This is a genomic window from Exiguobacterium antarcticum DSM 14480, from assembly GCF_000685865.1.
Taxonomy (GTDB): Bacteria; Bacillota; Bacilli; order Exiguobacteriales; family Exiguobacteriaceae; genus Exiguobacterium_A; species Exiguobacterium_A antarcticum.
The window spans coordinates 674,955-697,852 of record NZ_JMKS01000003.1 but is presented as its reverse complement, the minus strand read 5'-3'; the positions used below and the strand labels follow the sequence as shown (position 1 = coordinate 697,852).

Genomic DNA, 22,898 nt, shown 5'->3' with positions numbered 1-22,898 from the left:
TTAAATCAGAATTTAGAGAAGTTACAAACATTTACTGCAAATAACATTTTATTTAGTATTTTTCGAGAGAGTATCAAAAGTTAATTATTGATACTCTCTTATTCTTTTTATAGGAGATGAAAAATGTGGAGTTTAAAAGTTTAGTTATAAAGAACTTTAGAAACTTTGAAGAAGTTAAAGTTGATTTGACTAATCAAAATGTCTTGTTTGGAATGAATGATGTAGGTAAAACTAATTTTCTTTTTGCTATACGTTTTTTGTTAGATAAGGACATTCGGAAAGATGGATTTAAAGAATCTGATTTTTTCCAACGCAATATAGATAATGAAATAACACTACAATTGGAAGTTAGTCTAAAAGACTATAAACAATCTGAAGACACCCAATTCTTGGTATCAAAAGTAGGGAAAGAGAGAAGCAATGATAATCTAGATTCATTCTATTTTTTGGTAAAAAGTAAGTTTAACTTAAATGAAGATATTGGTGAACCATTTTTATTCTGGGGGAACAACCCGACAGATCTATCTCCTATTCCTTCTAATGGAGTTTTTTCGGAGTTAGATAAAATTTTTAAAGTAGTATATCTTGATCCTGCTATTAATCTTGAGCAGATATTTAAAAAGAACAGACGGAGTATATTTAACGAATCAAAATTGAACGAAGAAGACATTAAAATCTCTAAGGAAATTAAAAGTTTATCAAGTGATTTAAACGATAAAATTGGTGAAATGAATATTATTAAAAACTTTCAACTAATGTTAACCAAGGAGTACCAAGAATTAAAAAAGGAAGAGATAAAAATAGAATTAAAATCAGAAATGGCCATTAAAGGTTACTTCAATGATTTAACTCCATATATAAAAAAAAATAACGATGATAACTTATACCCTACTTCCGGAGATGGAAGGAAGAAAATAATTGCATATTCTATGATGAATCATATTACAAAAAGTTTAAAATCGAATAAAATAACCGTTTATTTAATTGAAGAACCGGAGAATAGCTTACATAGATCTATGCAAATAGCCTTATCACATCAATTATTTAACTTAGACGTATATAAGTATTTCTTTTTATCGACCCATTCTTCAGAGTTATTATATGAAATGGACGAGGCAGCATTAATAAGAGTCTATTCAAAAAATAAAACAAATTGTACTTCTGTTGTTTATAAAGTTGATGCAGAGTATAGAAATTTAAAGAAAGAATTAAACAAAGCTTTAGCCAAGTCTTTGTTTGCAGATAGAGTACTTTTAATTGAAGGGCCATCTGAAAGAGTGCTATTCGAAAGAATTCTCAATGTGTCTAATCCTATATATGAATTAGAGGGTGGATACATATTAGAAGTAGATGGTATAAAATTTAGACCTTATGTTAAAATTTTAACTGCATTAAATATAAAATGTTTCGTAAAAACTGACAATGATTTAAAATCTAAACGAAACCAGAATACGACTTTTGATCTTATAGGATTTAATAGATGTCTTGATATATTAAATGAAACAAAGAAAGAAGCAATTCAAATCGATTTTAGTTCGGCCAGGTCGACTAATGGTAATTTTATCACTTCTAAAAAAGAAGAGATTATAAAAGAAGAGAAAAAAAGTCTTTATAAACGAAATAAAACACTAATTAAAAAATTCAATGAAAATAACATTTATCTCTCTAAAATTGATTTAGAAAACGATTTATATGATGTTATACCTAAGCAGATGGAAGATGTTTTTGGTGACTATCCTATTAGAAGGCTGCAAAATGCAAAATTACTAAATATGATAAATCTAGCTGAGCAACTAGAAGATGAGGATTGCCTAAAGATTTATAGTCATCCACTGTTTAAAGTATTGAAGGAGTTTTCAAGTGATGAATAACTCAGTAATAGATATCGATATAAGAGAAGAAATTTTAGAAAATGATATAGGAAGCATCATAGTTTCTGCAAGTGCTGGAGCTGGAAAAACTACTATTATGATTGAGAAAATTAATACAGTTTTAGATGCTGAGAAAACACATAGAACCATAGCGGCAATCACTTTTACAATTAAGGCTACTAAAGAAATTAAGGAACGTGCACAAAATAACATTGCTGTTAAAGAAATAGTAGTTAGTACCAATGACAATTTCGTAGAGTTCGAAATTATTAGACCCTTCATTTCAGATACAGACTTAATACACAACTTTAATGGTGAATTTGTTGTTCACTATGATGCCGTTTTGAATACATTTGACGAAGGTATAACAAGGTTAAAGAATGAGGGGATATTAAGTTCATACAAGTACGAACTTAAAAAAAACTTCAAATTCGAACTAGCAAAAGTAATATTAGAAAAATCACTAGCAGCTAGACAGTACATTGAGTCGAAGTATTTTATGATGTTTATAGATGAATATCAGGACTCAGATACTGAAATGCATGAATTATTTATGTTTATAAAGAAAGAACTGCGTGTAAAGCTCTTTATTGTTGGCGATGAGAAACAAGCTATATATATGTGGAGAGGAGCTAGGAAGAATATTTTTAAAGAGTTAACATCTAGAGACTTTGATAAATATGTATTAACTCATAATTTCCGATGTCATCCACAAATCACAAATTTTGCAAACCTTATACATCATCCTGAGTATTTTATTGAGTCGAAAGAAAAAATAACTAATATAGTACTTTGCAAAACTGCATTGTCACGGGCAGATTGTTTAAAGAAGCTATTTTTATCAGGGGAGTTAGACATAAAAAAAGAAACTACGGTTCTAATTAATGTTAATGCGAGTGCTGTGAAATTTTGTGAGAGTGCTAAAGAAATTGGATACGATTTTTTATTTATACCTAAGACTCCAATTGATGAAAGTTTGGTGAATGGATTTTTATTAAAACAAGTTGCTGCGTTTTACTTTGATTCTTTCTTTTCAATTTATGACTTCTGTGAGTCATTAAAAATTGATAATGACTATGAAGCAATTAAAGAATATGAAAAAAATTTAACGCCTTTAAACTCTAAGAAAAAAGTAAAATTGGAAGAACTACAAGTGATATTTAAAGAATTTGAAAAATTATTCGATATTGTGGTAAGTAATACTGAAGTGCAAAGTTTGTATGATACTCTCTCTGATCCAGCTTTTGAAGTTTGTTTTAGAAGAAACAATTCTCACCTAAAAGTAATGACTGTATTCGGCTCTAAAGGATTAGAATTTGATCAAGTAGTTGCTTTCGCAGGAGACTACGATCTTCTAAATGAAGAATCTAGAAATAAACATTATGTAGCTATCACAAGAGCAAAAAATAAAATGGTGATTATCGATAATACTCATAGATACAAGAAGCACTTGATAAAATATGTTGATGACGAAAAATTACAATCCGATGATCAATTAAGAAAAGTAGTTAAGTTAATTGATTTGTAACTATATTTAAAAGGTGTTTTCAGCACTCTAAGATATCCAACTCCTGAATTCAGCTTTAATGGAGACAAAAGCTTAGTCAGGGATTAATAAATATAAATTATAAAATGATCTATAATAAATTTACTGTTTATTATGTCAATTTAAAAATAATGAAATTATGTGAGGTAGTTATGGGACATCAAAACTTTGTACTTTTTTCAAATACGATCGAAGAATATGAAGCATTTATTAATAAGGGAGTTTTTTATTGGCCCAATGAAATAACTAAATTAACACAATCTCAAAGAAAGTTAGATAATCTCGAACTCCCTGAAAAAGTTGGAGATAAAATAGCAATTGTTGTTGGAGCTAAAATGAAAAATATTAAAGATTCTTATTTAAGAGAGAAAATTACTCATTCTCCAATGATGACACATATCGCTGAAGTATCAGAAGTTTATGAAAGACCTGTTCTAGGATATCGTTACACACATGGTAAAAACCCAAGTAGTTCTTTTATGCTACCATTTGAATTTTTACCTCAATTTAAAGAGTTACCGAACTATTTAGGAACAAAATTTACCGATAATAATTTACTTGAAATTGATAAAGCAATCGAATTTGGCGATTGCATTCGAACATTGATGGATAGTAATGAATTAAAATTTACTAGAGCTTTTTTTAAAGATGATTCAATTTACATACAATCAGAAAATGATGAAGAAGTTTATGAATTAGCTTTAGGTTTTCCAAGACATAGAAAAGCAGATAAAAGTATTACTAGCGCATTAACATACCGAGAATTACCAGACATACATTCATTACAAAAAATTGTTCAGACATGTAATGACTTAGGTTTAGATGGTGAAAATTTAATATTGAGACTTCGAACGTGGCGTGGAAGTAAATTTATGAAAATGAAGATCTTAGAAGAGAAATTTCAAAGTTTAAATGGGAAATTACAAGAAGGTATTTCAACGAGACTTTTAACTGCAAACGATGAATCAGATCCTTTATTAAATGAAATCCAAAAGTATCTTAATGACAATAATGATTTTAAGAATGAGGTAGAAAAAATGAGCTTTCCTAAAAATACAATCTTGTATGGCCCGCCAGGCACCGGAAAAACTTACAAAGTCATTGAGAAGGCTGTAAATATTGTAAATCCATATTTTTCTGATGTAGAACGTACTCGCAAAGACTATGAAGAAGCTTATCATATGTATATCGAAAATAAACAAATCCAATTTTGCACGTTCCATCAGTCGTTTAGTTATGAAGACTTTGTAGAAGGCCTCCGCAGTGATATTGAAAAAGAAGGAGCACCATTTACACCTCAAAATGGTGTATTTAAAGAAATTTGTGAATTAGCAAAGAGTCGTTATCAACTTTCGAATTCTTCATCGACAGATATTGATCAAAGTGATATTTATAAAATTTCTTTAGGAAAAGCAAATAGTATCGAAGGTGAAAAAATATATCGTTATTGTATTGAAAATAAATTAATTGCGCTTGGGCACGGGAGTGGAATCGATTTTACAAATAAAAATAATTTAACAGATGTTTCAAATGAATTTGGAGAGTATGAGGATGATACTAGCAATAGTGTCATCAAGATGGTAAATAACTTTAAAAATATCTTACAAATCGGTGATATTGTAATTGTTTCAAAAGGTAATTTAAAGCTTAGAGCAATCGCAAAGGTGACTGGTCACTATTACTACGATGAGGAAACGGAAATACCTTATAATCATTTTAGAAAAGTTGAATGGCTATTTATTAGCAGTAATGAGGAAGAAGCTGAACACATTTTCAATGCGACAAATACAGATTCAAGAAGGTTTTCACAACAGTCCATTTATCCGTTTGGTAAAGATCAGCTGAACATAGAAGCTATAAAAAATTTTATAACACCAAATAAAAACGCCGAAGAAGAACGCTTTGTATTAATTATAGATGAGATAAACCGTGGTAATATTTCTAAAATTTTTGGGGAACTTATAACTTTGATTGAAGAAGACAAACGATTTAACGTAGAGGATGACGGTACAATTAAAGGCTTAGAAGTTACGTTACCATACTCAAATGAAAAGTTCTCTGTACCGAAAAATGTTTACATATTAGGCACAATGAATACAGCGGATCGTTCAATCTCATTAATGGATACTGCACTACGTAGAAGATTTGATTTTGAAGAAATGCTGCCTGAACCTGATGTGTTAACAGAAGTAGAAGGAATTGATGTTCAAAGTCTATTAAAAAAAATTAATCAAAGAATTGAGTATTTATATGACCGCGATCATCAAGTTGGACATGCCTTTTTTATTGGAAAAGAAAGTTCTTCAGAATTGATTGAAGTGATGCAACGTAAAATAATTCCATTGTTACAAGAATATTTTTATGATGATTGGGAAAAAATCGAATTAGTACTAGGGGGGGCAATAAACTCCGATAGTAATGAAAATGATTATTTCTTGTCTAAAAAAACAATAAATGCAAATGAGTTATTTGGGAAGACAGCTAAAATTCAGTCAAAAAAAGTAGTTTATTCTCTCGTAAAAGATCCTTCTGCTCAAGCGTTAATAAATATATATATAAAAGAAAGTGTTGCTATAGATGAGTAATGTAAAAGTAGTTCGAGTAAAGGAGAGTTTCGATTGGATTGAAATTATTGAAGATGTCGACAGCGAACGTTATTTTGACAATAACACGATTACAGAAACTCAGTTGTGGCATATTAAAGAGAAATGGAACGAGTTAGGATTAGAACAAAACGCGATATTATGGGGAGACAAAAAGTTCAAGATCATTAATTACGTTGGTTACTTACAAGTACAAGACGTAGCACTCGAAATTTTGCCGAAAATTTCTCCTCAAAATGATTACAAGCAAATGAGAGTTACCTTAATTGAAATGATAAATACATGTTACGAATTTGATATTATAGTAGATTATGCTTCCAATGAATTAGAACATGGTGAACTAAAAGAGATATTAGCAAATTACTTTGCAGATACTCTATTAAAAGAATTACATCGTGGAATTATGCAAGAGTATTTATTAATAGAAGAAAATGCAAATTCATTAAAAGGGCAACTACTAGTTGCACAACATATTCGAAACAATCTATTAAATAACAAGCCCTATCAAGTAGCCGTTAGGTATGAGGAACGTATAAACAATAATATTTTAAATCAAGTTTTGAAAAGCGCAGTATCTTTATTGACTAAAACGGTTAGAAGCTTTGAAACTAAAAAGCAATTGCAGCAAATTGATTACTTATTAGATACAGTTGAAAATAAAATATTTACAAAACATCAATTGAACGAAATAAAATTAAATCGAACAAGTAAACGTTTTGAGAAACCATTTAAGTTAGCGAAACAATTTCTACAAAATGAAACTAATACGATGCAACATCATAGTTCCACAAATACATTTGTCATTATTTTTAAAATGAACGATTTATTTGAAGCATATATTGCTATTCTATTAGAAGGTATAATAGATCGGCCTGTTTATATACAAGATCAAAGACATCGTTTGTTTAAAAATGAAATAACAAATCGTGATATATTCCAACTAAAACCAGATATAGTAATTGGAGATGACAATCAAATTATTATCGATACAAAGTGGAAGCAAATTTTTGACAAAGAAGAAGTAAGACGTTCTGGAGTCAAACGAGAAGACATGTTTCAAATGTATGCTTATTTAACTAGGTACAAAAATGCAAGTAGAGGTATCTTGTTATATCCTGAAACAGGGCTAATTCAAAGTGAGGATTTATTTATACAATCTTGGAAATTAGAAGATAAAGACATTCTTTTACGTGTATATTCAATCTCGTTAGTAGACCGAGAAACTACGGAGAGAGAGTTATTACAGATATTATTCAATATTACTAATTAATACTTACTGGATAAATTGTTTCAGATGATAATTAAAAGTAAAATTATTATATTCTTAGTAGCAAAATGTCGCTTATAGCAAAAATGCAAATTATTAACTCACGCCATTGTTATATCAAATTCAAATAGCTTTATTGTTTGTTACGTAGTCAAAAATGTAGTCAATAAAATTAATTGCCCCCGCAAATATTGATATAGCAATACCTTGAGACAAATGGTTCGACTCCCGCCGTCTCCATACGACGAAATCAGTGGATTTCAAAGAAGTGTTACATCCTGTAAGTTATGGATGTAACACTTTTATTGTATAAAGAATAATTTGAATCATACTTTAATAACTAGGATGTGATTTGTTTGTTAGTATATTTTTTAGCCAATAGTAAAAATAAGCTAGAATATTGTGATTTGAATTTTTTTAGCGAGTATAGATTCTTTTATAATAAAGCTGATAAAACATTAGAGGTGTGTAATGCAAAATAGGAGTGCAGACTTGTGCGACGGAAACGTACACAGTTCTGCACTCCTTTTGCGAAAAAAGAAAAAGACTTGCCAGCACCCACAAATTCATCCTAACGTTTAAGTTGCGAAACAAGAACGTGAAGGAGATGAAAGGAATGCTAACAATGTCTGAAATCAATTGTATCAAATTTTTAAGGAACCATAAATCCTATTCCATCAATAAGATTGCGAAAGATCTTAACCTGAACTGGCGAACTGCTAAAAAATATGCCGATGAGTCTTTTCTACCAAAAGAAAGTCATTCTTCAAAGCGTGGCATGATGTATGGCACCCGTTGGGGCGAAATGATCGAGGACTGGCTACAGGAAGATGCGATGATGAAAAAGAAACAACGACGAACCAATAAAAAACTATATGAGACATTATGTACATATGGATTTGAAGGGTCCTACCGGACCGTCTGTCAATTCATCAAAGAATGGCGCCTAGGTCGCGATGTAGAAAACGATAGTCGATTCGAGCGGTTGGCCCACCCGCCCGGAGAAGCACAGGTAGATTTTGGCGTCATGGAAGTCGTGAAGGACAGTCATGCGGTCGATGTGCATTGCTTGATCCTATCCATGCCGTATAGCAATCGAACAGCTGCGGTTGCATTACCAGCAGAGAACCAAGAATGTTTCCTGACCGGATTGAAGAGACTGTTCGAAGAAATCGGAGGCGTGCCGCAACAATTACGAATCGACAATCTCCCAGCAGCCGTCGCTAAAGTACGGACAACAAAGGAAGATGCCATTTATACGGACGCTTTTCAGCAATTCGTAACGCACTATGGTTTCCAAGTTCAAAGCTGTAATCCGTATAGTGGGAATGAGAAAGGAAGCGTCGAAAACAAGGTTGGATATGTCCGTTACAACTTCCTGGTTCCTTCTCCCGTCATGAATGACTTCGAATCATTGAACAGACGCCTCGCATCATCCCTCAGGGATGACATGGAACGTATACATTATGAAAAGAAAGTACGTATCAAGGATCTCGTTGTGGAAGAGAAAAAGCATCTCCTTCGACTGCCGGAAGAAGACTTTCCGGTGTTCAAGGAGGAACTGTTGAAGGTAAACAAATATGGAGAAGTGACCATCGATCAAACGAAGATTCTCGTTCCATCTGGTTCTCGACATGGACAAGTGAGAGCAATCCTAAAATGGGACGATATGAAAATCATTTCTCGTCACGGAGAAATCCTGTACGAAGAAAAGCGACCTTATATGATGACGAAACGGGCGTTACCTTGGGAAAGCATTCTCAACGAATGGTACAAAAAGCCGCGTAGTTATGGTCATTCACGCCACGCAGAGTACCTCCCTGGACGAATTCGAGAGTATCTGAACATCCAGAATCTGATGATACGGAGAGAAAGACTGGGATGGCTACGATCTAGATTAGTCCTGCATTCAATCACTGAAATCGATGAACGATTGTATGAGCTACTGAGCCAGAGCGATGCCTATTCTGACATCGAAGAGCATCCCTACGATGTCGACTGGAGTAAGTATGACAGTTTGAATCGACCATGGCAGAGTGAGGTGCAGCCGTGAATCTAAAAGAGATGTGCAAATCCCTTCGGCTCGCTTACGTCGCTGAAATTTACGAATCGATTCCGATGGAATCGTCCGAGACGTTTCTCACGACACTTTTTGAAATGGAGATGAGACTTCGTGAAGAAGCGAAGGCAGAGAGGCTCATAAAAAAAGCAAAATTCATCAACAATAAATCACTTGAAGACTATCGCTGGCATGACAACATCTACTTTCCTCGTCATCTCAAGAAAGAAGAATTGATGTCGCTCTCTTTCATCGATCATCAGCAAAACGTAGTGCTCACAGGTGCCCCCGGCACTGGTAAGACACATCTTGCGATTGGTTTAGGACGGGAAGCTTGTCGTAAAGGAAAAGAAGTACGTTTCTTTCGTGTTTCGGAGCTCGTAGAGCAACTCACCAAAGCATGGCGTGATGGGAAGCTGAGTAGCTTCCATACACGCCTCGATTCTGCGGATCTTATCGTCTTGGATGAAATGGGCTATCTTCCATTATCCAAAGAGTCAGCAGAGCTCCTGTTCCATCTCATTACAGACTGGTACGAAAAGAAAAGTATCATCATCACATCGAATCTAGAATTCAGTCAATGGAATCGTGTTTTCGCAGATCCTAGATTAACGTCAGCACTCGTTGATCGTGTGATTCATCATGCGCACATTCTGACCTTCACAGGCGATAGTTATCGTGTCACACATGCATTATCAAGAAATTAAATATTTACTGGCAAAGTTCTGTACTTTTTTCTGCAATTCACTGCACAAACCTATTGCAAAATACAAGAGGTAAAAAAGAGTGATAGTTATTTAAAAAATTATTGGGGAAAAGACGTTAAATCAGTTACAGCAATAGCTGGTAATAATGGTATTGGTAAAACATCAATTTTAGAGTTAATAAAAGATAGATTTCTACATGGATTTACGAATCCTAATGATGCATCAATATTAATTGTAAAGAAAAATGATGTTTATGAAATGTACTACGATGAATCCTTGCTAAGAGAAAATAATCCTATTGTTGTTAGTAATTCTCACCATGATATCAGTTCTGAGATTTATAATTTTAATGGTGCTACCAATGAATTTACATTTAAAATTTCAGAATGGAAATTCACATTACTTTTAAAGAAAGTAACTTTAAATGAGAAAAAATCACGTGATAGTAAATTGAGATTAAAGACTAGATTAGGGAAAGATAGTACTTTGATTTTTTATACTAATCATTGGGACTACACAAGAAGAAATAGAGTGTTTAAAGAAAATACAGAACAAGATAAGCTAGATTATATGGATTTTTCAGTAGGATATAATATTGATTCTGCTATAAATGATCATGTGATAAATGAGAATCTAATATCAGATAATATGATGACGATAAACGTATTAGATGGGAAAAAGCGTTTTGATATTGATTATTTGTTCAAAATAAAAGAAAAAGAAATTATAAATACTTTAAGATACTTTAAGGAAAATACTGAGCTTGAGGATATTAACGCAAATTTAATTGTTCCTGAAGAAATTTATGTTTTTTATAACTTTCTAGATTCTCAAGTCAGAAACGAATTTTTTTCACTAAATGATAACAACAAGTATTTGCGATTTGAAAAAAGAATCTCAAATTTCCCTCTAGAGAATGAAATATATGATTACATATTGAAAGAAAAAGATATAATTCAATTGAATGAATCAATGTTCTTAGCTATGATTGAAAATCTATTCTCAGAATTAGATAATTGGTTGCCAACCGGAATAAAAAAAGAAATTAAGGCGAATGATTCTAACAAGAAGTATGAAATTTTAAACTTAAAAGAAATTACCGGCTATTTAATTGAATTTGACGAATTGTAATATTAAGTGCAACACCTGACGGAAAACACAAAAAGCCCATAACGGCCTCGTGTAGAATGGAGTTACCACACCACATTCAACGGAGGATTTGTTATGAGCTATATTCATCTTACCACATCAGAAAGAGTCAAAATAGAAACGTATCTCGATTTAGGTTTATCCGTCCGAAAGATTGCGGGACGCCTGGGGCGTCAACCTTCTACGATTTCACGAGAATTAAAACGAAACCCTTACTATGATGCTTCTTGTGCTGACCAGCGTTATGTTGAGCGCAAAAAGAAGTGCGGTGCACGGACGAAGTTCACGCTAGAAAAAGGAGTTCGTATCCTCGAAAAGTTACGCGAGACATGGTCGCCTGAACAGATTGCCGGACGTTTATTCCAAGAAGAAGGACTATCCTTCAAGACAATTTATCGCTGGATCTATACGGGCCTCGTCGAGACCAATTCTAGTTTTCTTCGCCAAAAGGGAAAGCGTCAGAAACCACGTGAGACGCGTGGACGCTTCAATGTCGGATTACCAATCAGTAAACGTCCAGCCGACGTCAAAGGGCGCCAAACGTTTGGACATTGGGAGCTGGATACTGTCGTCTCAGCCAGAGGGAAATCCAAGGCATGTGTCGCAACGTTCGTCGAGCGAAAGAGCCGTTTCTATCTCGCTGTGCCGATGGAGGATCGGTCCGCTGCCTCGATGGAGTCAGCGATTAAAGCATTGCATCTCTACTTCCCGTCGGGAACGTTTCAAACCGCGACGACAGATCGTGGAAAAGAGTTTAGCTGTCATGAACGAATTCGTGAAACGTTAGGCGTACCGATGTATTTTGCGGATCCGTATTCTTCTTGGCAACGTGGAAGTAACGAGAACGCCAATGGTCTTCTCCGTGAATTTTTCCCGAAGGGGACGGATTTCGGAAAGGTCAGTCGTTCTGAACTCGCTCAAGCGCTCGCCTGGATCAATGGGAGACCACGGAAATGTCTCAACTGGAAAACTGCATACGAGGTCTTCTCGGAAGAAGTGTTGCACTTAATTTGACAAACCGTCATTTAAAAAAACTGTAATTGACACAATTGAAGAAATAAAAATTTTAGATGCAAATAAATTACAACAGCAAAATCAAAACATTTTAATAAGAAGAAGCAGAGAGCTGATCGAAAGTTATGTTAGTTTTTTAGATTTTACCAATGATAATTTTTTCGAAAAAGTAGATACCCACACTACTGAAACTTATGCTTTTGAAGTAGATGATAAATCTGAAGTTACAAAATTGATTAAAATTGAAGTACCTATTATAAAAGTAAACAAAATTAATCATGATTTAGCATATAGGTTTATGGTTGAATATTCAAAAATAGTCGGCCAAAATAAACCATTGTATTTTGTATGGAGAAATTTAAGCGCTGGAGAAATTCAATTATTAAACTTATTTACAAGTTTAAATCTAGCAATTAAAGATTCATTAAATAAAGATATATTAATATTATTAGATGAGGTCGAAATTTCATTGCATCCAATGTTACAAAAAAAATTTTTGAAGATGCTAATGAGTATTTTAAATTCAAAAAGAGAGAATCAAAAAAACATCCAAATTGTACTTACTACACACTCTCCCTTTGTGTTATCAGAATTACCGTTTAATAGTCTGCTACTTTTGAGAAAAAACCAATCTGGAAAGATAGCAATTCAGGATACTCTCGAAAATTTCACAGCAACTTTAGGAGCAAACGTCCATGACCTATTTTCGCATTCATTTTTTTTAACGGATGGTTTAATTGGAGATTATGCTAAAGATAGAATTAATGAAGTGGCTAACTATTTGTTAGGAGTCAACTTAGACGTAGAAAAAGGATATATTGAAAAATTTATCAATCAAATAGGTGAGCCAATTATTAAAACAAAATTGTTAGAGTTGTATAAACAAAAAGAAGAACTGAATCGTTCAAGTGAAATAGAAAAAGTTACTACAGATATCGAACTTCTCAAGGAGAAACTTGAATCTCTAAAAAGGAAAGAGGAGTAAACATGATATATGTTCCATTGCCACATGAATTGTTATTAGAACATAAAGCCCTAGCAAAAGAAGAGGGGCAGTTGAACAAAGATTTGTTAAATTTGAAAAATAATATTGTAGAAGGGGATGAAATAGCGTGTGCTATATTAAATTATGTAATTGATAATTTAATAAGAATTGTAAGTTGTTCTATCGAAGAATTGAAGATAATACAAAAGGAATACTTTCAACTCATACATTCATTAGAAAGCTATTTTAATTTAAACTCTAATCAACCTAACTTAGAAGAGATTTCTAAATTTGAAAATGTTAATAATGCAATTTCTAAAGTTTTTTTGAAGGCATATAAAAACTTTACCAAAAGAAATTCTACAGAATGGAATAGCTACAAATTTCTGAAAAGACTAAATCAAAACGTCTGTCCTTACTGCAATGCAAATTTTATATATACAGTTCAATCTAATTATTATCTATCTCAAGCATCTTCTCGAGCAATGGCAGATTTAGATCATTTTTTACCAAAAAGTATTTTTCCAATCTTCTCTATAACATTATCAAACTTAGTTCCAAGTTGTATTTATTGCAATCAACGTTTTAAAAGTTCTTACTACACTAGTTTTAGTAGAAATTTATCGCCTTACGATATTAATATCAATGAGAAGATAAGATTTAAAGTTTCTTATAAACAATATAAAAGTGCGTATGAAAAATTAAAAGAAATAGACAATGTGGAAATGTCTGAATTAGAAAAGTATTATATTAAATTATTTTCTGGGTTAAATTATTTTAAAGATATTAGGAATTTCGTTAAGAATTCGAAAAAAGATTTAGACGAAATAAGTAGTACATTACAAAATCTTTATAATGTTCGAATAAATAATTTAAAACATAGAAAACAATTGAGAATAATATTTAATTTATCAAATAATTATAGACGGAAATTAGATGAATTTATATCTAGTGATATTATATCAATTATAGAAAGTAAAGAAATTTTCATTTCGAAATTAGAAATGTACCTCGAAAAATTTAATTATGAAATACAAGAATATAAATTGTTAAAAGGAAAAAATAATACCCAGAGATCTAATGTTACAAAATTAAATAAATTAATCAATGATAATTTTCAAAAGTTAAAAAAGATATTTGACACTGTATATAAAACAGAAATTAATGAAACTAACGAAATTAATTATGTTGATATTTTTTTGGGGAAAAGTTCAAATTATCAAATTGAAGTAATAGTTGAGGGCACTTCTGACTTTGAAAGATATATCCTTTACAATAATGCCGTATTGTTTCAGTTAGAAGCTGTTTATAATGAATATAAAGGCTATATTAACCGTAAAATAGAGCAAAGTTATATTTTAAATAATTTATATAAAAGTCAACTACAAAAACAATTCCCAAATTTATTTCATGAATATTCTATTGAAGATATGTCTAACTTGATTTTGATTGATAGAGAAAATCAAAATAATGAAATTTTGGGAAGATTGATTTTTGATTTAGTCGTTCCCAATGTAAAGTCACAAAACCATCCCTCTTTTCCTTTATTAACGAATTGATTTGATTTAAATTATAAAAAAGTTGAGTTTTGTAGAAACGGAGCTGATACCTATGATACGACGCGCCACGTTGATAGACGGAAAGCCCTTATCGGACTTGATGCGACGGATTGATCGGGAAACGAAATATATGTTGTATGAACCGGAAGAACGCAGCATGTCGACGGAGCAGGCGGAAGCGTTCATCGAACGATTTGGTCAGGCGGCGAACTCAGATATCTTCGTCGTTGATGTCGATGAGCAACTCGTCGGCTATGTGTTGGTCGTCGGTGGAAAACCAAGTCGAATCCGTCACCGGGCGAACCTTGTCATCGGCTTGCTCGATGCCTATACCGGTCAAGGCCTTGGTGCAGGATTACTTGAGGCAGTCGATGCGTTTGCCGTTGAAGCCGGGCTTGTTCGGCTCGAACTGACGGTCCGCAAAGATAACCTGCGGGCGATCGAGCTTTATCATAAGTTTGGCTTTAACATCGAAGGGACACGAATTGCCTCGCTGTTTATTGACGGCGAGTACGTCGACGAACTGGCGATGTCAAAGATTTTTACAACGGAAGAAACCTAAAAAAGATGCTCGGTTTGTATTTTGCAATAGGTTTGTGCAGTGAATTGCAGAAAAAAGTACAGAACTTTGCCAGTAAATATTTAATTTCTTGATAATGCATGTGTGACACGATAACTATCGCCTGTGAAGGTCAGAATGTGCGCATGATGAATCACACGATCAACGAGTGCTGACGTTAATCTAGGATCTGCGAAAACACGATTCCATTGACTGAATTCTAGATTCGATGTGATGATGATACTTTTCTTTTCGTACCAGTCTGTAATGAGATGGAACAGGAGCTCTGCTGACTCTTTGGATAATGGAAGATAGCCCATTTCATCCAAGACGATAAGATCCGCAGAATCGAGGCGTGTATGGAAGCTACTCAGCTTCCCATCACGCCATGCTTTGGTGAGTTGCTCTACGAGCTCCGAAACACGAAAGAAACGTACTTCTTTTCCTTTACGACAAGCTTCCCGTCCTAAACCAATCGCAAGATGTGTCTTACCAGTGCCGGGGGCACCTGTGAGCACTACGTTTTGCTGATGATCGATGAAAGAGAGCGACATCAATTCTTCTTTCTTGAGATGACGAGGAAAGTAGATGTTGTCATGCCAGCGATAGTCTTCAAGTGATTTATTGTTGATGAATTTTGCTTTTTTTATGAGCCTCTCTGCCTTCGCTTCTTCACGAAGTCTCATCTCCATTTCAAAAAGTGTCGTGAGAAACGTCTCGGACGATTCCATCGGAATCGATTCGTAAATTTCAGCGACGTAAGCGAGCCGAAGGGATTTGCACATCTCTTTTAGATTCACGGCTGCACCTCACTCTGCCATGGTCGATTCAAACTGTCATACTTACTCCAGTCGACATCGTAGGGATGCTCTTCGATGTCAGAATAGGCATCGCTCTGGCTCAGTAGCTCATACAATCGTTCATCGATTTCAGTGATTGAATGCAGGACTAATCTAGATCGTAGCCATCCCAGTCTTTCTCTCCGTATCATCAGATTCTGGATGTTCAGATACTCTCGAATTCGTCCAGGGAGGTACTCTGCGTGGCGTGAATGACCATAACTACGCGGCTTTTTGTACCATTCGTTGAGAATGCTTTCCCAAGGTAACGCCCGTTTCGTCATCATATAAGGTCGCTTTTCTTCGTACAGGATTTCTCCGTGACGAGAAATGATTTTCATATCGTCCCATTTTAGGATTGCTCTCACTTGTCCATGTCGAGAACCAGATGGAACGAGAATCTTCGTTTGATCGATGGTCACTTCTCCATATTTGTTTACCTTCAACAGTTCCTCCTTGAACACCGGAAAGTCTTCTTCCGGCAGTCGAAGGAGATGCTTTTTCTCTTCCACAACGAGATCCTTGATACGTACTTTCTTTTCATAATGTATACGTTCCATGTCATCCCTGAGGGATGATGCGAGGCGTCTGTTCAATGATTCGAAGTCATTCATGACGGGAGAAGGAACCAGGAAGTTGTAACGGACATATCCAACCTTGTTTTCGACGCTTCCTTTCTCATTCCCACTATACGGATTACAGCTTTGAACTTGGAAACCATAGTGCGTTACGAATTGCTGAAAAGCGTCCGTATAAATGGCATCTTCCTTTGTTGTCCGTACTTTAGCGACGGCTGCTGGGAGATTGTCGATTCGTAATTGTTGCGGCACGCCTCCGATTTCTTCGAACAGTCTCTTCAATCCGGTCAGGAAACATTCTTGGTTCTCTGCTGGTAATGCAACCGCAGCTGTTCGATTGCTATACGGCATGGATAGGATCAAGCAATGCACATCGACCGCATGACTGTCCTTCACGACTTCCATGACGCCAAAATCTACCTGTGCTTCTCCGGGCGGGTGGGCCAACCGCTCGAATCGACTATCGTTTTCTACATCGCGACCTAGGCGCCATTCTTTGATGAATTGACAGACGGTCCGGTAGGACCCTTCAAATCCATATGTACATAATGTCTCATATAGTTTTTTATTGGTTCGTCGTTGTTTCTTTTTCATCATCGCATCTTCCTGTAGCCAGTCCTCGATCATTTCGCCCCAACGGGTGCCATACATCATGCCACGCTTTGAAGAATGACTTTCTTTTGGTAGAAAAGACTCATCGGCATATTTTTTAGCAGTTCGCCAGTTCAGGTTAAGATCTTTCGCAATCTTATTGATGGAATAGGATTTATGGTTCCTTAAAAATTTGATACAATTGATTTCAGACATTGTTAGCATTCCTTTCATCTCCTTCACGTTCTTGTTTCGCAACTTAAACGTTAGGATGAATTTGTGGGTGCTGGCAAGTCTTTTTCTTTTTTCGCAAAAGGAGTGCAGAACTGTGTACGTTTCCGTCGCACAAGTCTGCACTCCTATTTTGCATTACACACGGTTGCCTCCTCTCAGATTGAGACGGGACAGACGAGCATCTTTTTTATTGGGATAATTTTTGTTGTTCAAACTCGACTTCGAGGACATTTTTTGCATAATCCTTGCCCCAGTCATACATCGCGTCCAAAATCGGCATCAGGCTGTAGCCATGGGGCGTCAACGAATATTCGACCTTCGGCGGAACGACCGGATACACTTCCCGGTGGATGATATGGTGATCTTCCAGCTCCCGTAACTGATTGACGAGCATCCGTTGCGTAATGCCGGGCATCAGACTTTTCAGCTCTCCGAAGCGTTTGGTGCCTTCTTTACCGAGATGCCAAAGAATCAGCATCTTCCATTTCCCCCCGATGATCGATAGGGTCAATTCCTTTTCACAATTAAACTGCCGGTCTTCAAAATGTGGCATCGTTCCACCTCCTTTTTTAGTATAGCCCTCTTGTCATCGACAGTATACTTTTCCGCACTATGTATGAAAAAACGCACTATGTAAATTAAAAGTGCGTACTTCCCAAGTTCGTCTATCAGGATTATATTTAGTCATGTTCCTTCACGAACGTCAGAAGGAAGTGCCAGGATCCATAAATAGAGAGAAGAATGGGAGAGATAGATTATGAAATTACAATTAGCAATCGATTTAGTAGATACAGCAGGTGCCATCGCATTGGTCAAAGAAATTGGTGAAGAAAACTTGGATATCGTTGAGATCGGGACACCGGTCGTCATCAACGAAGGGCTTCGTGCCGTTAAAGAAATGAAAGCGGCATTCCCGAACCTAACAGTTCTCGCCGACTTAAAAATCATGGATGCTGCCGGCTATGAAGTCAGCCAAGCTGTCGCACACGGTGCCGACATCGTGACGATTCTTGGAGCAGCGGAAGATATGTCGATCCAAGGTGCCGTTGAAGAAGCGAAAAAATCAGGCAAGAAGATTTTGGTTGATATGATCGCTGTCAAAGATATCGCGACACGTGCGAAAGAACTTGATGAACTCGGTGTTGACTACATCTGTGTCCACACAGGTTACGATCTTCAAGCCGTCGGTAAAAACTCGTTCGAGGATCTCGCAACAATCAAATCCGTTGTTAAAAACGCCAAAACAGCAGTTGCTGGTGGCATCAAGATGGAGACATTACCAGAAGTCATCGCAGCACGCCCAGACCTCATCATCGTCGGTGGCGGAATTACCGGACAAGACGACAAACAAGGAACAGCGTCAACGATGCGTCGGATGCTGCAAGAGGCGTAAATGACACATATTCAAACGATTGTACAAGAGCTGACGTCGACGGTCGAAGCGATTGATCAAGCCGAGACTACTCAACTCGCCGAAGCCGTTCTAAAGGCAGACCGGATCTTTCTCGCTGGAGCCGGTCGCTCCGGTTTGATGGGAAAAGCGTTTGTCATGCGCCTGATGCACATGAACTTCGATGCATATGTCGTCGGTGAGACGGTTACAGCGAACTTGCGTGAAGGAGACTTGTTGATCATCGGATCAGGATCCGGTGAGACGAAAACACTCGTCCCAATCGTCGAGAAAGCGAAACAAATCGGTGGAACCGTCGCGGTCGTCACGATTGAGCCAACATCGACGCTGGCGAAGTTAGCGGACTTAACCGTGAAGCTACCGGGAGTGCCGAAAGAGCGGACAGCCACGGCGGATGAAACGGTTCAGCCGATGGGATCATTGTTTGAGCAAACGATGTTGCTGTTCTATGATGCGTTGATTCTCCACATCATGGCGGCGAAACAACTTGATTCAAAAACGATGTACGGCAAACATGCTAATTTGGAATAAAAGAAGTTATAAGACCGGTAGACGTGTGCGACACGTTTACTGGTCTTTTTTAACTAGTTTTGAAAATGCTTATTATTGACTAAGAAAATTTATTTTAAATAGAAGGTAAATTTGTAAAATGATTGCTGTTATTCGAAATTGTAATATAATATTGACTAAGAGAAGAAGTGAGTGATTTTATAACTCAATTTTAGGTTGAAATGACATAATATTATAAAAATCATGTGTAACTGCTTATCTAAAAATAATAAGTACAAATAAAAAATAAGAGACTGAGAAGTTCAATAGAATGTTGTTATATAAAATGTTCAGTTCAATCAATTTGATTATTTAAGGATTATATTAATTTTCAAGAGACGATTATAATATCAATTGACAAAATACATAGTATATATAAATTTTTTAAAATACTCATTTCTAAAATTAAATAAGAAAATGCTAGTTTATTAATATACTGTTATTGATAGCTTTATTAAAGTTTTATTCGTATTTTAAAAAGGAGTAGTTAACAAAATCATGAAACGTCACAAAAAAACAATAAGTACTGTCGTATACGGGATACTCCCGTATCTATCATTTTTTATATTTTGGGTCATTTACTCTGCATTCGTGTTACATTCAGATTTTTATAATGTCCACTCCGATAATTTTGTAGAGAAATTTTTAACACCGTCCTTATTTATTTCTTTCATTATGTTAATAATCTTTTACTTTAAAATAAGCTTATTATTTTCACGTCTAGATAATATTCTTTATGTTCCAAACAGCACGCATTATACAGTTTCTGGAGAAAAATATATAAAATCTAATTTTTCTTTAATATTATGGATTATCATATTCAGCATAATTCTTTTTTTGATCATATTTAGTAATACTGATTTTAATATCTTCTGGGGAGTATGTATCATCGTTATTTGTACATTATTATCTGTAATTCTGCTCAGACTAATTTTGAAAGAAATAAGTATTTGGTTAGCAGCATTAATCTGTGGTTTACCCTTAACCCTTATTTTAATTTTTAGTTATTTAGACAGCAGTTTCAAGACTCAATTAGTCAATTGGGCTGTGTGGGTATTTTTAGCGGCATTAACAGTCTCAACTATAATTAGTTTTGTGAAAATACCTGAAATCTCAAAGAGATTTTTATTGTTTGTATTTTATACTTTATTTTCTGAATTTTATGTAGCAGACCAGTCTAAAAAATATAATCAAAATATTGAAATTCTCTCTTATCTTTTTGAAAATTTGACAAAAAAGAAAAAAGAATCTTTGAAAGAATTAAACGAATCTTTAAAAAAATTCAAAAAACTATTAAAATTGCTAAAAAGATATAAAACAGAATTATTTTTGAAATATTATGATGATAAAAGTCGAAAAGAATCTACATTTTTGGATTTGAGCTCTGCTCAAGAATTTAATATTTTTATTAATAGACTAAAAGAAAATATTAGCCAAGATTTCGAAACACTAATTTTAGAAATAGAAAACGAATATTTATTAAATGAATCTAGTTATAAATATCGGATAATGAAATCAAGAACAAATAGTATAAAATTAAGGAATAGTTGTAATTTAGCATTGAGCTTTTTCTTTATGTTGATAACAATTTTATTGATGGTATTTATTGATTGTTATACTTACTATAAAAGTCTATTTTTTTTAGTTCTCGTATCTCCGATTTTTCTTCGTTTAGTGTTGAGAGGTTTTGAAATTGGTAGATCTTTTTATATGGACTTAACAACCTCTAAATATCCAGAAAGTTTTTTGACAGGAACTGATCGGATTACTCTAGCCATAAAAAGTATTTTGGAGATTGTATTCCTCTCTTCTAGTATTTATTTATTGTGTAGTTTATTCGAATGTGGCTGGAGTCTTAAATTTGATGAGATAGCAAAAATAATATTACATGCATTTTCTGTATCTATGTTTAATATTTCTTATTCAGATGAAGATGGGATCTTGCTTATTTATCAACTTACTCATGTGATACAAGTGGTTATAAGTTTGATATTAATAACGATTGGTATATCAGGGTACATGACTCGAATAAAGTATCCTGTTTATTTTGAAAATGTTTTAGAAAATGACATTTACAAAATTGTTCAACATACTTTATTTATTAATAAGACAAAAAAAGCGAAACAATCTGAGGATAATCTTTACGATATTGTAAGCAAAACGATAGTTGATAGAGATATTAGTAATGGTGAATACAAAGAAAAAAAAGATTTTATCATTGACGAGATAGAGAAAAGATATGAATCTGGAAATATTAACGACGAAGAATATGATCATTTTATAAATTTGATTTTTAATAAATATGCAGTAGGGGAACGCATCCATATAGATAAAAATCGTGAAAATTAAGCTTAATAACATATGAAAATTGAATTGTTTTTTTAGTGAAATCGTTGACTCTATTTTTTCTATATATATTTAAAATTATGAAAAACCGGAAGCTTAAATGCATCCGGTTTTTTGCATTTGTTACCATTTAAAATCAAAATCAGCCCCGACATCTTTCGCCAAGTGCGCATCCGATCCGTAAACGAGTGGAATCCCTAAAGACTGCGTGAGTTGCAGGAGTTCCGGGTAAGGATAGGAAAGACCGCATAACGGTTTGCGCAGTCCTGCCGTATTGAGATCGAGTGTAAAGTCCGCCTGGCGGATTTTCCGGACCGTCTCGTCCAAGTTCGCCGGCGTCTGTTCAAGCGGATAGGCTTGGATGAATTTCGTCGGCAACGTCAGGTGACCGAGGCGTTTTGGTTGATGTGTGCCGAGGTTCGTCATGACGAGTGCCTGGATGCCTTCGTAATACCGTTCGTGAGCGGCTTTGACACTGCCGGTCGCCGTGACGATCGCACCGAAACTTTCCTTGCTGAAGTCGACCATGTAATAACGGTCCTCAATCCAGAGGTAATGCAGTGACAGGATGCCGTCCGTCAGCTCGGGACCATAACGGGCGATGATGTCACGCGTGCCGTCGACGTCATGCTCCCAGTAATCAAACTCCATCCCGATTCGGATATCGATATCGTTTTTGTATGTGTCGCGTAACGTCTTCAGTTCTTCAATGTAGCGTTCGGCGGTCGCAAACGACATCCCGGAATCGTTGTCGGGTGCCGGATCGACGAGTCCTTCCGGAAGCGGGGCGTGCTCGGTGAAGCTGATTCGTTCGAGACCTTGTAACAGGGCGCGTTCGATATACGCTTCGAGTGGATCCTGTGTTCCATGTGGGCAATACGGGCTGTGGACGTGACCGTCCCATTTGATCAATTGCATGACAAAACCTCCAATATGTTTTTTTCAGTACGAAAACAGGCAAAAGGATTGACAATCGAACCACAAAAAAGGTATCTTATCGTTAAATAATTTAGCGTGGTACAGTGATAACA

Annotated in this window: 18 protein-coding genes; 14 read left to right on the top strand and 4 right to left on the bottom strand. The window is 35.0% G+C overall.

Going from position 1 to position 22,898, the window contains the following annotated elements; translation table 11 throughout:
- The first annotated feature begins 125 nt into the window (after nt 1-125).
- The 11 genes from P404_RS0104555 to P404_RS0104505 all read left to right on the top strand — a co-directional run bounded on the left by P404_RS0104555 (nt 126) and on the right by P404_RS0104505 (nt 15,322).
- Nucleotides 126-1,871, top strand: coding sequence for an ATP-dependent nuclease (locus P404_RS0104555; RefSeq protein ID WP_026830092.1), 1,746 nt, complete (start codon nt 126-128; stop codon nt 1,869-1,871).
- On the top strand, nt 1,864-3,399 hold the full coding sequence (locus P404_RS17340) for a UvrD-helicase domain-containing protein (protein ID WP_034774032.1): 1,536 nt from the start codon (nt 1,864-1,866) through the stop codon (nt 3,397-3,399). The genes P404_RS0104555 and P404_RS17340 overlap by 8 nt, the downstream gene beginning before the upstream one ends.
- 170 nt (nt 3,400-3,569) lie before the next feature.
- On the top strand, nt 3,570-6,002 hold the full coding sequence (locus P404_RS17335) for an AAA family ATPase (RefSeq protein ID WP_034774269.1): 2,433 nt from the start codon (nt 3,570-3,572) through the stop codon (nt 6,000-6,002).
- Complete coding sequence (locus P404_RS0104540; RefSeq protein WP_026830091.1) at nt 5,995-7,290, top strand: 5-methylcytosine restriction system specificity protein McrC; 1,296 nt, start codon at nt 5,995-5,997, stop codon at nt 7,288-7,290. The genes P404_RS17335 and P404_RS0104540 overlap by 8 nt, the downstream gene beginning before the upstream one ends.
- Nucleotides 7,291-7,903: 613 nt before the next feature.
- Nucleotides 7,904-9,340 carry an IS21 family transposase gene (istA, locus tag P404_RS0104535; RefSeq protein ID WP_026829677.1) on the top strand — a complete coding sequence of 479 codons (1,437 nt, stop codon included), beginning with the start codon at nt 7,904-7,906 and terminating at the stop codon, nt 9,338-9,340.
- A gap of 11 nt (nt 9,341-9,351) precedes the next feature.
- The gene (istB, locus tag P404_RS0104530; RefSeq protein ID WP_034773873.1) at nt 9,352-10,053 is read left to right on the top strand and encodes an IS21-like element helper ATPase IstB; all 702 of its coding nucleotides are present in this window, start codon (nt 9,352-9,354) and stop codon (nt 10,051-10,053) included.
- Between the two features lie 258 nt (nt 10,054-10,311).
- A complete protein-coding gene (locus tag P404_RS0104525) occupies nt 10,312-11,184 on the top strand; it encodes a hypothetical protein (RefSeq protein WP_026830090.1) in 873 nt (290 codons plus the stop codon).
- 93 nt (nt 11,185-11,277) lie between these two features.
- A complete protein-coding gene (locus tag P404_RS0104520; protein WP_026830089.1) occupies nt 11,278-12,216 on the top strand; it encodes an IS30 family transposase in 939 nt (312 codons plus the stop codon).
- Between the two features lie 25 nt (nt 12,217-12,241).
- Nucleotides 12,242-13,201, top strand: a complete 960-nt coding sequence (locus tag P404_RS17330) for an AAA family ATPase (RefSeq protein WP_081809568.1) — start codon at nt 12,242-12,244, stop codon at nt 13,199-13,201.
- Nucleotides 13,202-13,203: 2 nt separating this feature from the next.
- A complete protein-coding gene (locus P404_RS0104510) occupies nt 13,204-14,760 on the top strand; it encodes an HNH endonuclease (RefSeq protein WP_026830087.1) in 1,557 nt (518 codons plus the stop codon).
- Between the two features lie 52 nt (nt 14,761-14,812).
- Nucleotides 14,813-15,322, top strand: coding sequence for a GNAT family N-acetyltransferase (locus P404_RS0104505; RefSeq protein WP_026830086.1), 510 nt, complete (start codon nt 14,813-14,815; stop codon nt 15,320-15,322).
- Nucleotides 15,323-15,402: 80 nt separating this feature from the next.
- Here P404_RS0104505 and istB (P404_RS0104500) read toward each other — a convergent pair whose 3' ends face one another.
- The 3 genes from istB (P404_RS0104500) to P404_RS0104490 all read right to left on the bottom strand — a co-directional run bounded on the left by istB (P404_RS0104500) (nt 15,403) and on the right by P404_RS0104490 (nt 18,114).
- Entirely contained in the window at nt 15,403-16,104 is a 702-nt protein-coding gene (gene istB / locus P404_RS0104500; RefSeq protein WP_034773873.1) for an IS21-like element helper ATPase IstB, read from the bottom strand.
- Between the two features lie 11 nt (nt 16,105-16,115).
- Nucleotides 16,116-17,552, bottom strand: a complete 1,437-nt coding sequence (istA, locus tag P404_RS0104495) for an IS21 family transposase (RefSeq protein ID WP_026829677.1) — start codon at nt 17,550-17,552, stop codon at nt 16,116-16,118.
- A gap of 196 nt (nt 17,553-17,748) precedes the next feature.
- Complete coding sequence (locus tag P404_RS0104490; protein WP_012371239.1) at nt 17,749-18,114, bottom strand: winged helix-turn-helix transcriptional regulator; 366 nt, start codon at nt 18,112-18,114, stop codon at nt 17,749-17,751.
- Nucleotides 18,115-18,318: 204 nt separating this feature from the next.
- On the opposite strand from P404_RS0104490, the gene hxlA reads away from it, so the two are divergent.
- From hxlA to P404_RS0104475, 3 genes are all read left to right on the top strand, one after another.
- Complete coding sequence (gene hxlA / locus P404_RS0104485) at nt 18,319-18,954, top strand: 3-hexulose-6-phosphate synthase (RefSeq protein ID WP_026830085.1); 636 nt, start codon at nt 18,319-18,321, stop codon at nt 18,952-18,954.
- Nucleotides 18,955-19,503, top strand: coding sequence for a 6-phospho-3-hexuloisomerase (gene hxlB / locus P404_RS0104480; RefSeq protein ID WP_026830084.1), 549 nt, complete (start codon nt 18,955-18,957; stop codon nt 19,501-19,503).
- Between the two features lie 951 nt (nt 19,504-20,454).
- Complete coding sequence (locus P404_RS0104475) at nt 20,455-21,870, top strand: hypothetical protein (RefSeq protein WP_236624319.1); 1,416 nt, start codon at nt 20,455-20,457, stop codon at nt 21,868-21,870.
- Nucleotides 21,871-21,990: 120 nt separating this feature from the next.
- On the opposite strand, the gene hisJ is transcribed toward P404_RS0104475, so the two are convergent.
- Nucleotides 21,991-22,785: a histidinol-phosphatase HisJ gene (gene hisJ, locus P404_RS0104470; protein WP_051590456.1), complete on the bottom strand. Its 795-nt coding sequence runs from the start codon at nt 22,783-22,785 to the stop codon at nt 21,991-21,993.
- Nucleotides 22,786-22,898 lie beyond the last annotated feature (113 nt).

Bases quoted from the DNA above. Each gene is read 5' to 3' on its own strand.
- istB (WP_034773873.1), bottom strand. From the start codon at position 16,104: ATGTGCAAATCCCTTCGGCTCGCTTACGTCGCTGAAATTTACGAATCG.
- hxlB (WP_026830084.1), top strand. From the start codon at position 18,955: ATGACACATATTCAAACGATTGTACAAGAGCTGACGTCGACGGTCGAA.
- P404_RS0104510 (WP_026830087.1), top strand. From the start codon at position 13,204: ATGATATATGTTCCATTGCCACATGAATTGTTATTAGAACATAAAGCC.
- P404_RS17340 (WP_034774032.1), top strand. From the start codon at position 1,864: ATGAATAACTCAGTAATAGATATCGATATAAGAGAAGAAATTTTAGAA.
- P404_RS0104505 (WP_026830086.1), top strand. From the start codon at position 14,813: ATGATACGACGCGCCACGTTGATAGACGGAAAGCCCTTATCGGACTTG.
- istA (WP_026829677.1), top strand. From the start codon at position 7,904: ATGCTAACAATGTCTGAAATCAATTGTATCAAATTTTTAAGGAACCAT.
- P404_RS0104525 (WP_026830090.1), top strand. From the start codon at position 10,312: ATGTACTACGATGAATCCTTGCTAAGAGAAAATAATCCTATTGTTGTT.
- hxlA (WP_026830085.1), top strand. From the start codon at position 18,319: ATGAAATTACAATTAGCAATCGATTTAGTAGATACAGCAGGTGCCATC.
- P404_RS0104540 (WP_026830091.1), top strand. From the start codon at position 5,995: ATGAGTAATGTAAAAGTAGTTCGAGTAAAGGAGAGTTTCGATTGGATT.
- istB (WP_034773873.1), top strand. From the start codon at position 9,352: ATGTGCAAATCCCTTCGGCTCGCTTACGTCGCTGAAATTTACGAATCG.
- hisJ (WP_051590456.1), bottom strand. From the start codon at position 22,785: ATGCAATTGATCAAATGGGACGGTCACGTCCACAGCCCGTATTGCCCA.
- P404_RS0104520 (WP_026830089.1), top strand. From the start codon at position 11,278: ATGAGCTATATTCATCTTACCACATCAGAAAGAGTCAAAATAGAAACG.
- P404_RS0104490 (WP_012371239.1), bottom strand. From the start codon at position 18,114: ATGCCACATTTTGAAGACCGGCAGTTTAATTGTGAAAAGGAATTGACC.
- P404_RS17335 (WP_034774269.1), top strand. From the start codon at position 3,570: ATGGGACATCAAAACTTTGTACTTTTTTCAAATACGATCGAAGAATAT.
- istA (WP_026829677.1), bottom strand. From the start codon at position 17,552: ATGCTAACAATGTCTGAAATCAATTGTATCAAATTTTTAAGGAACCAT.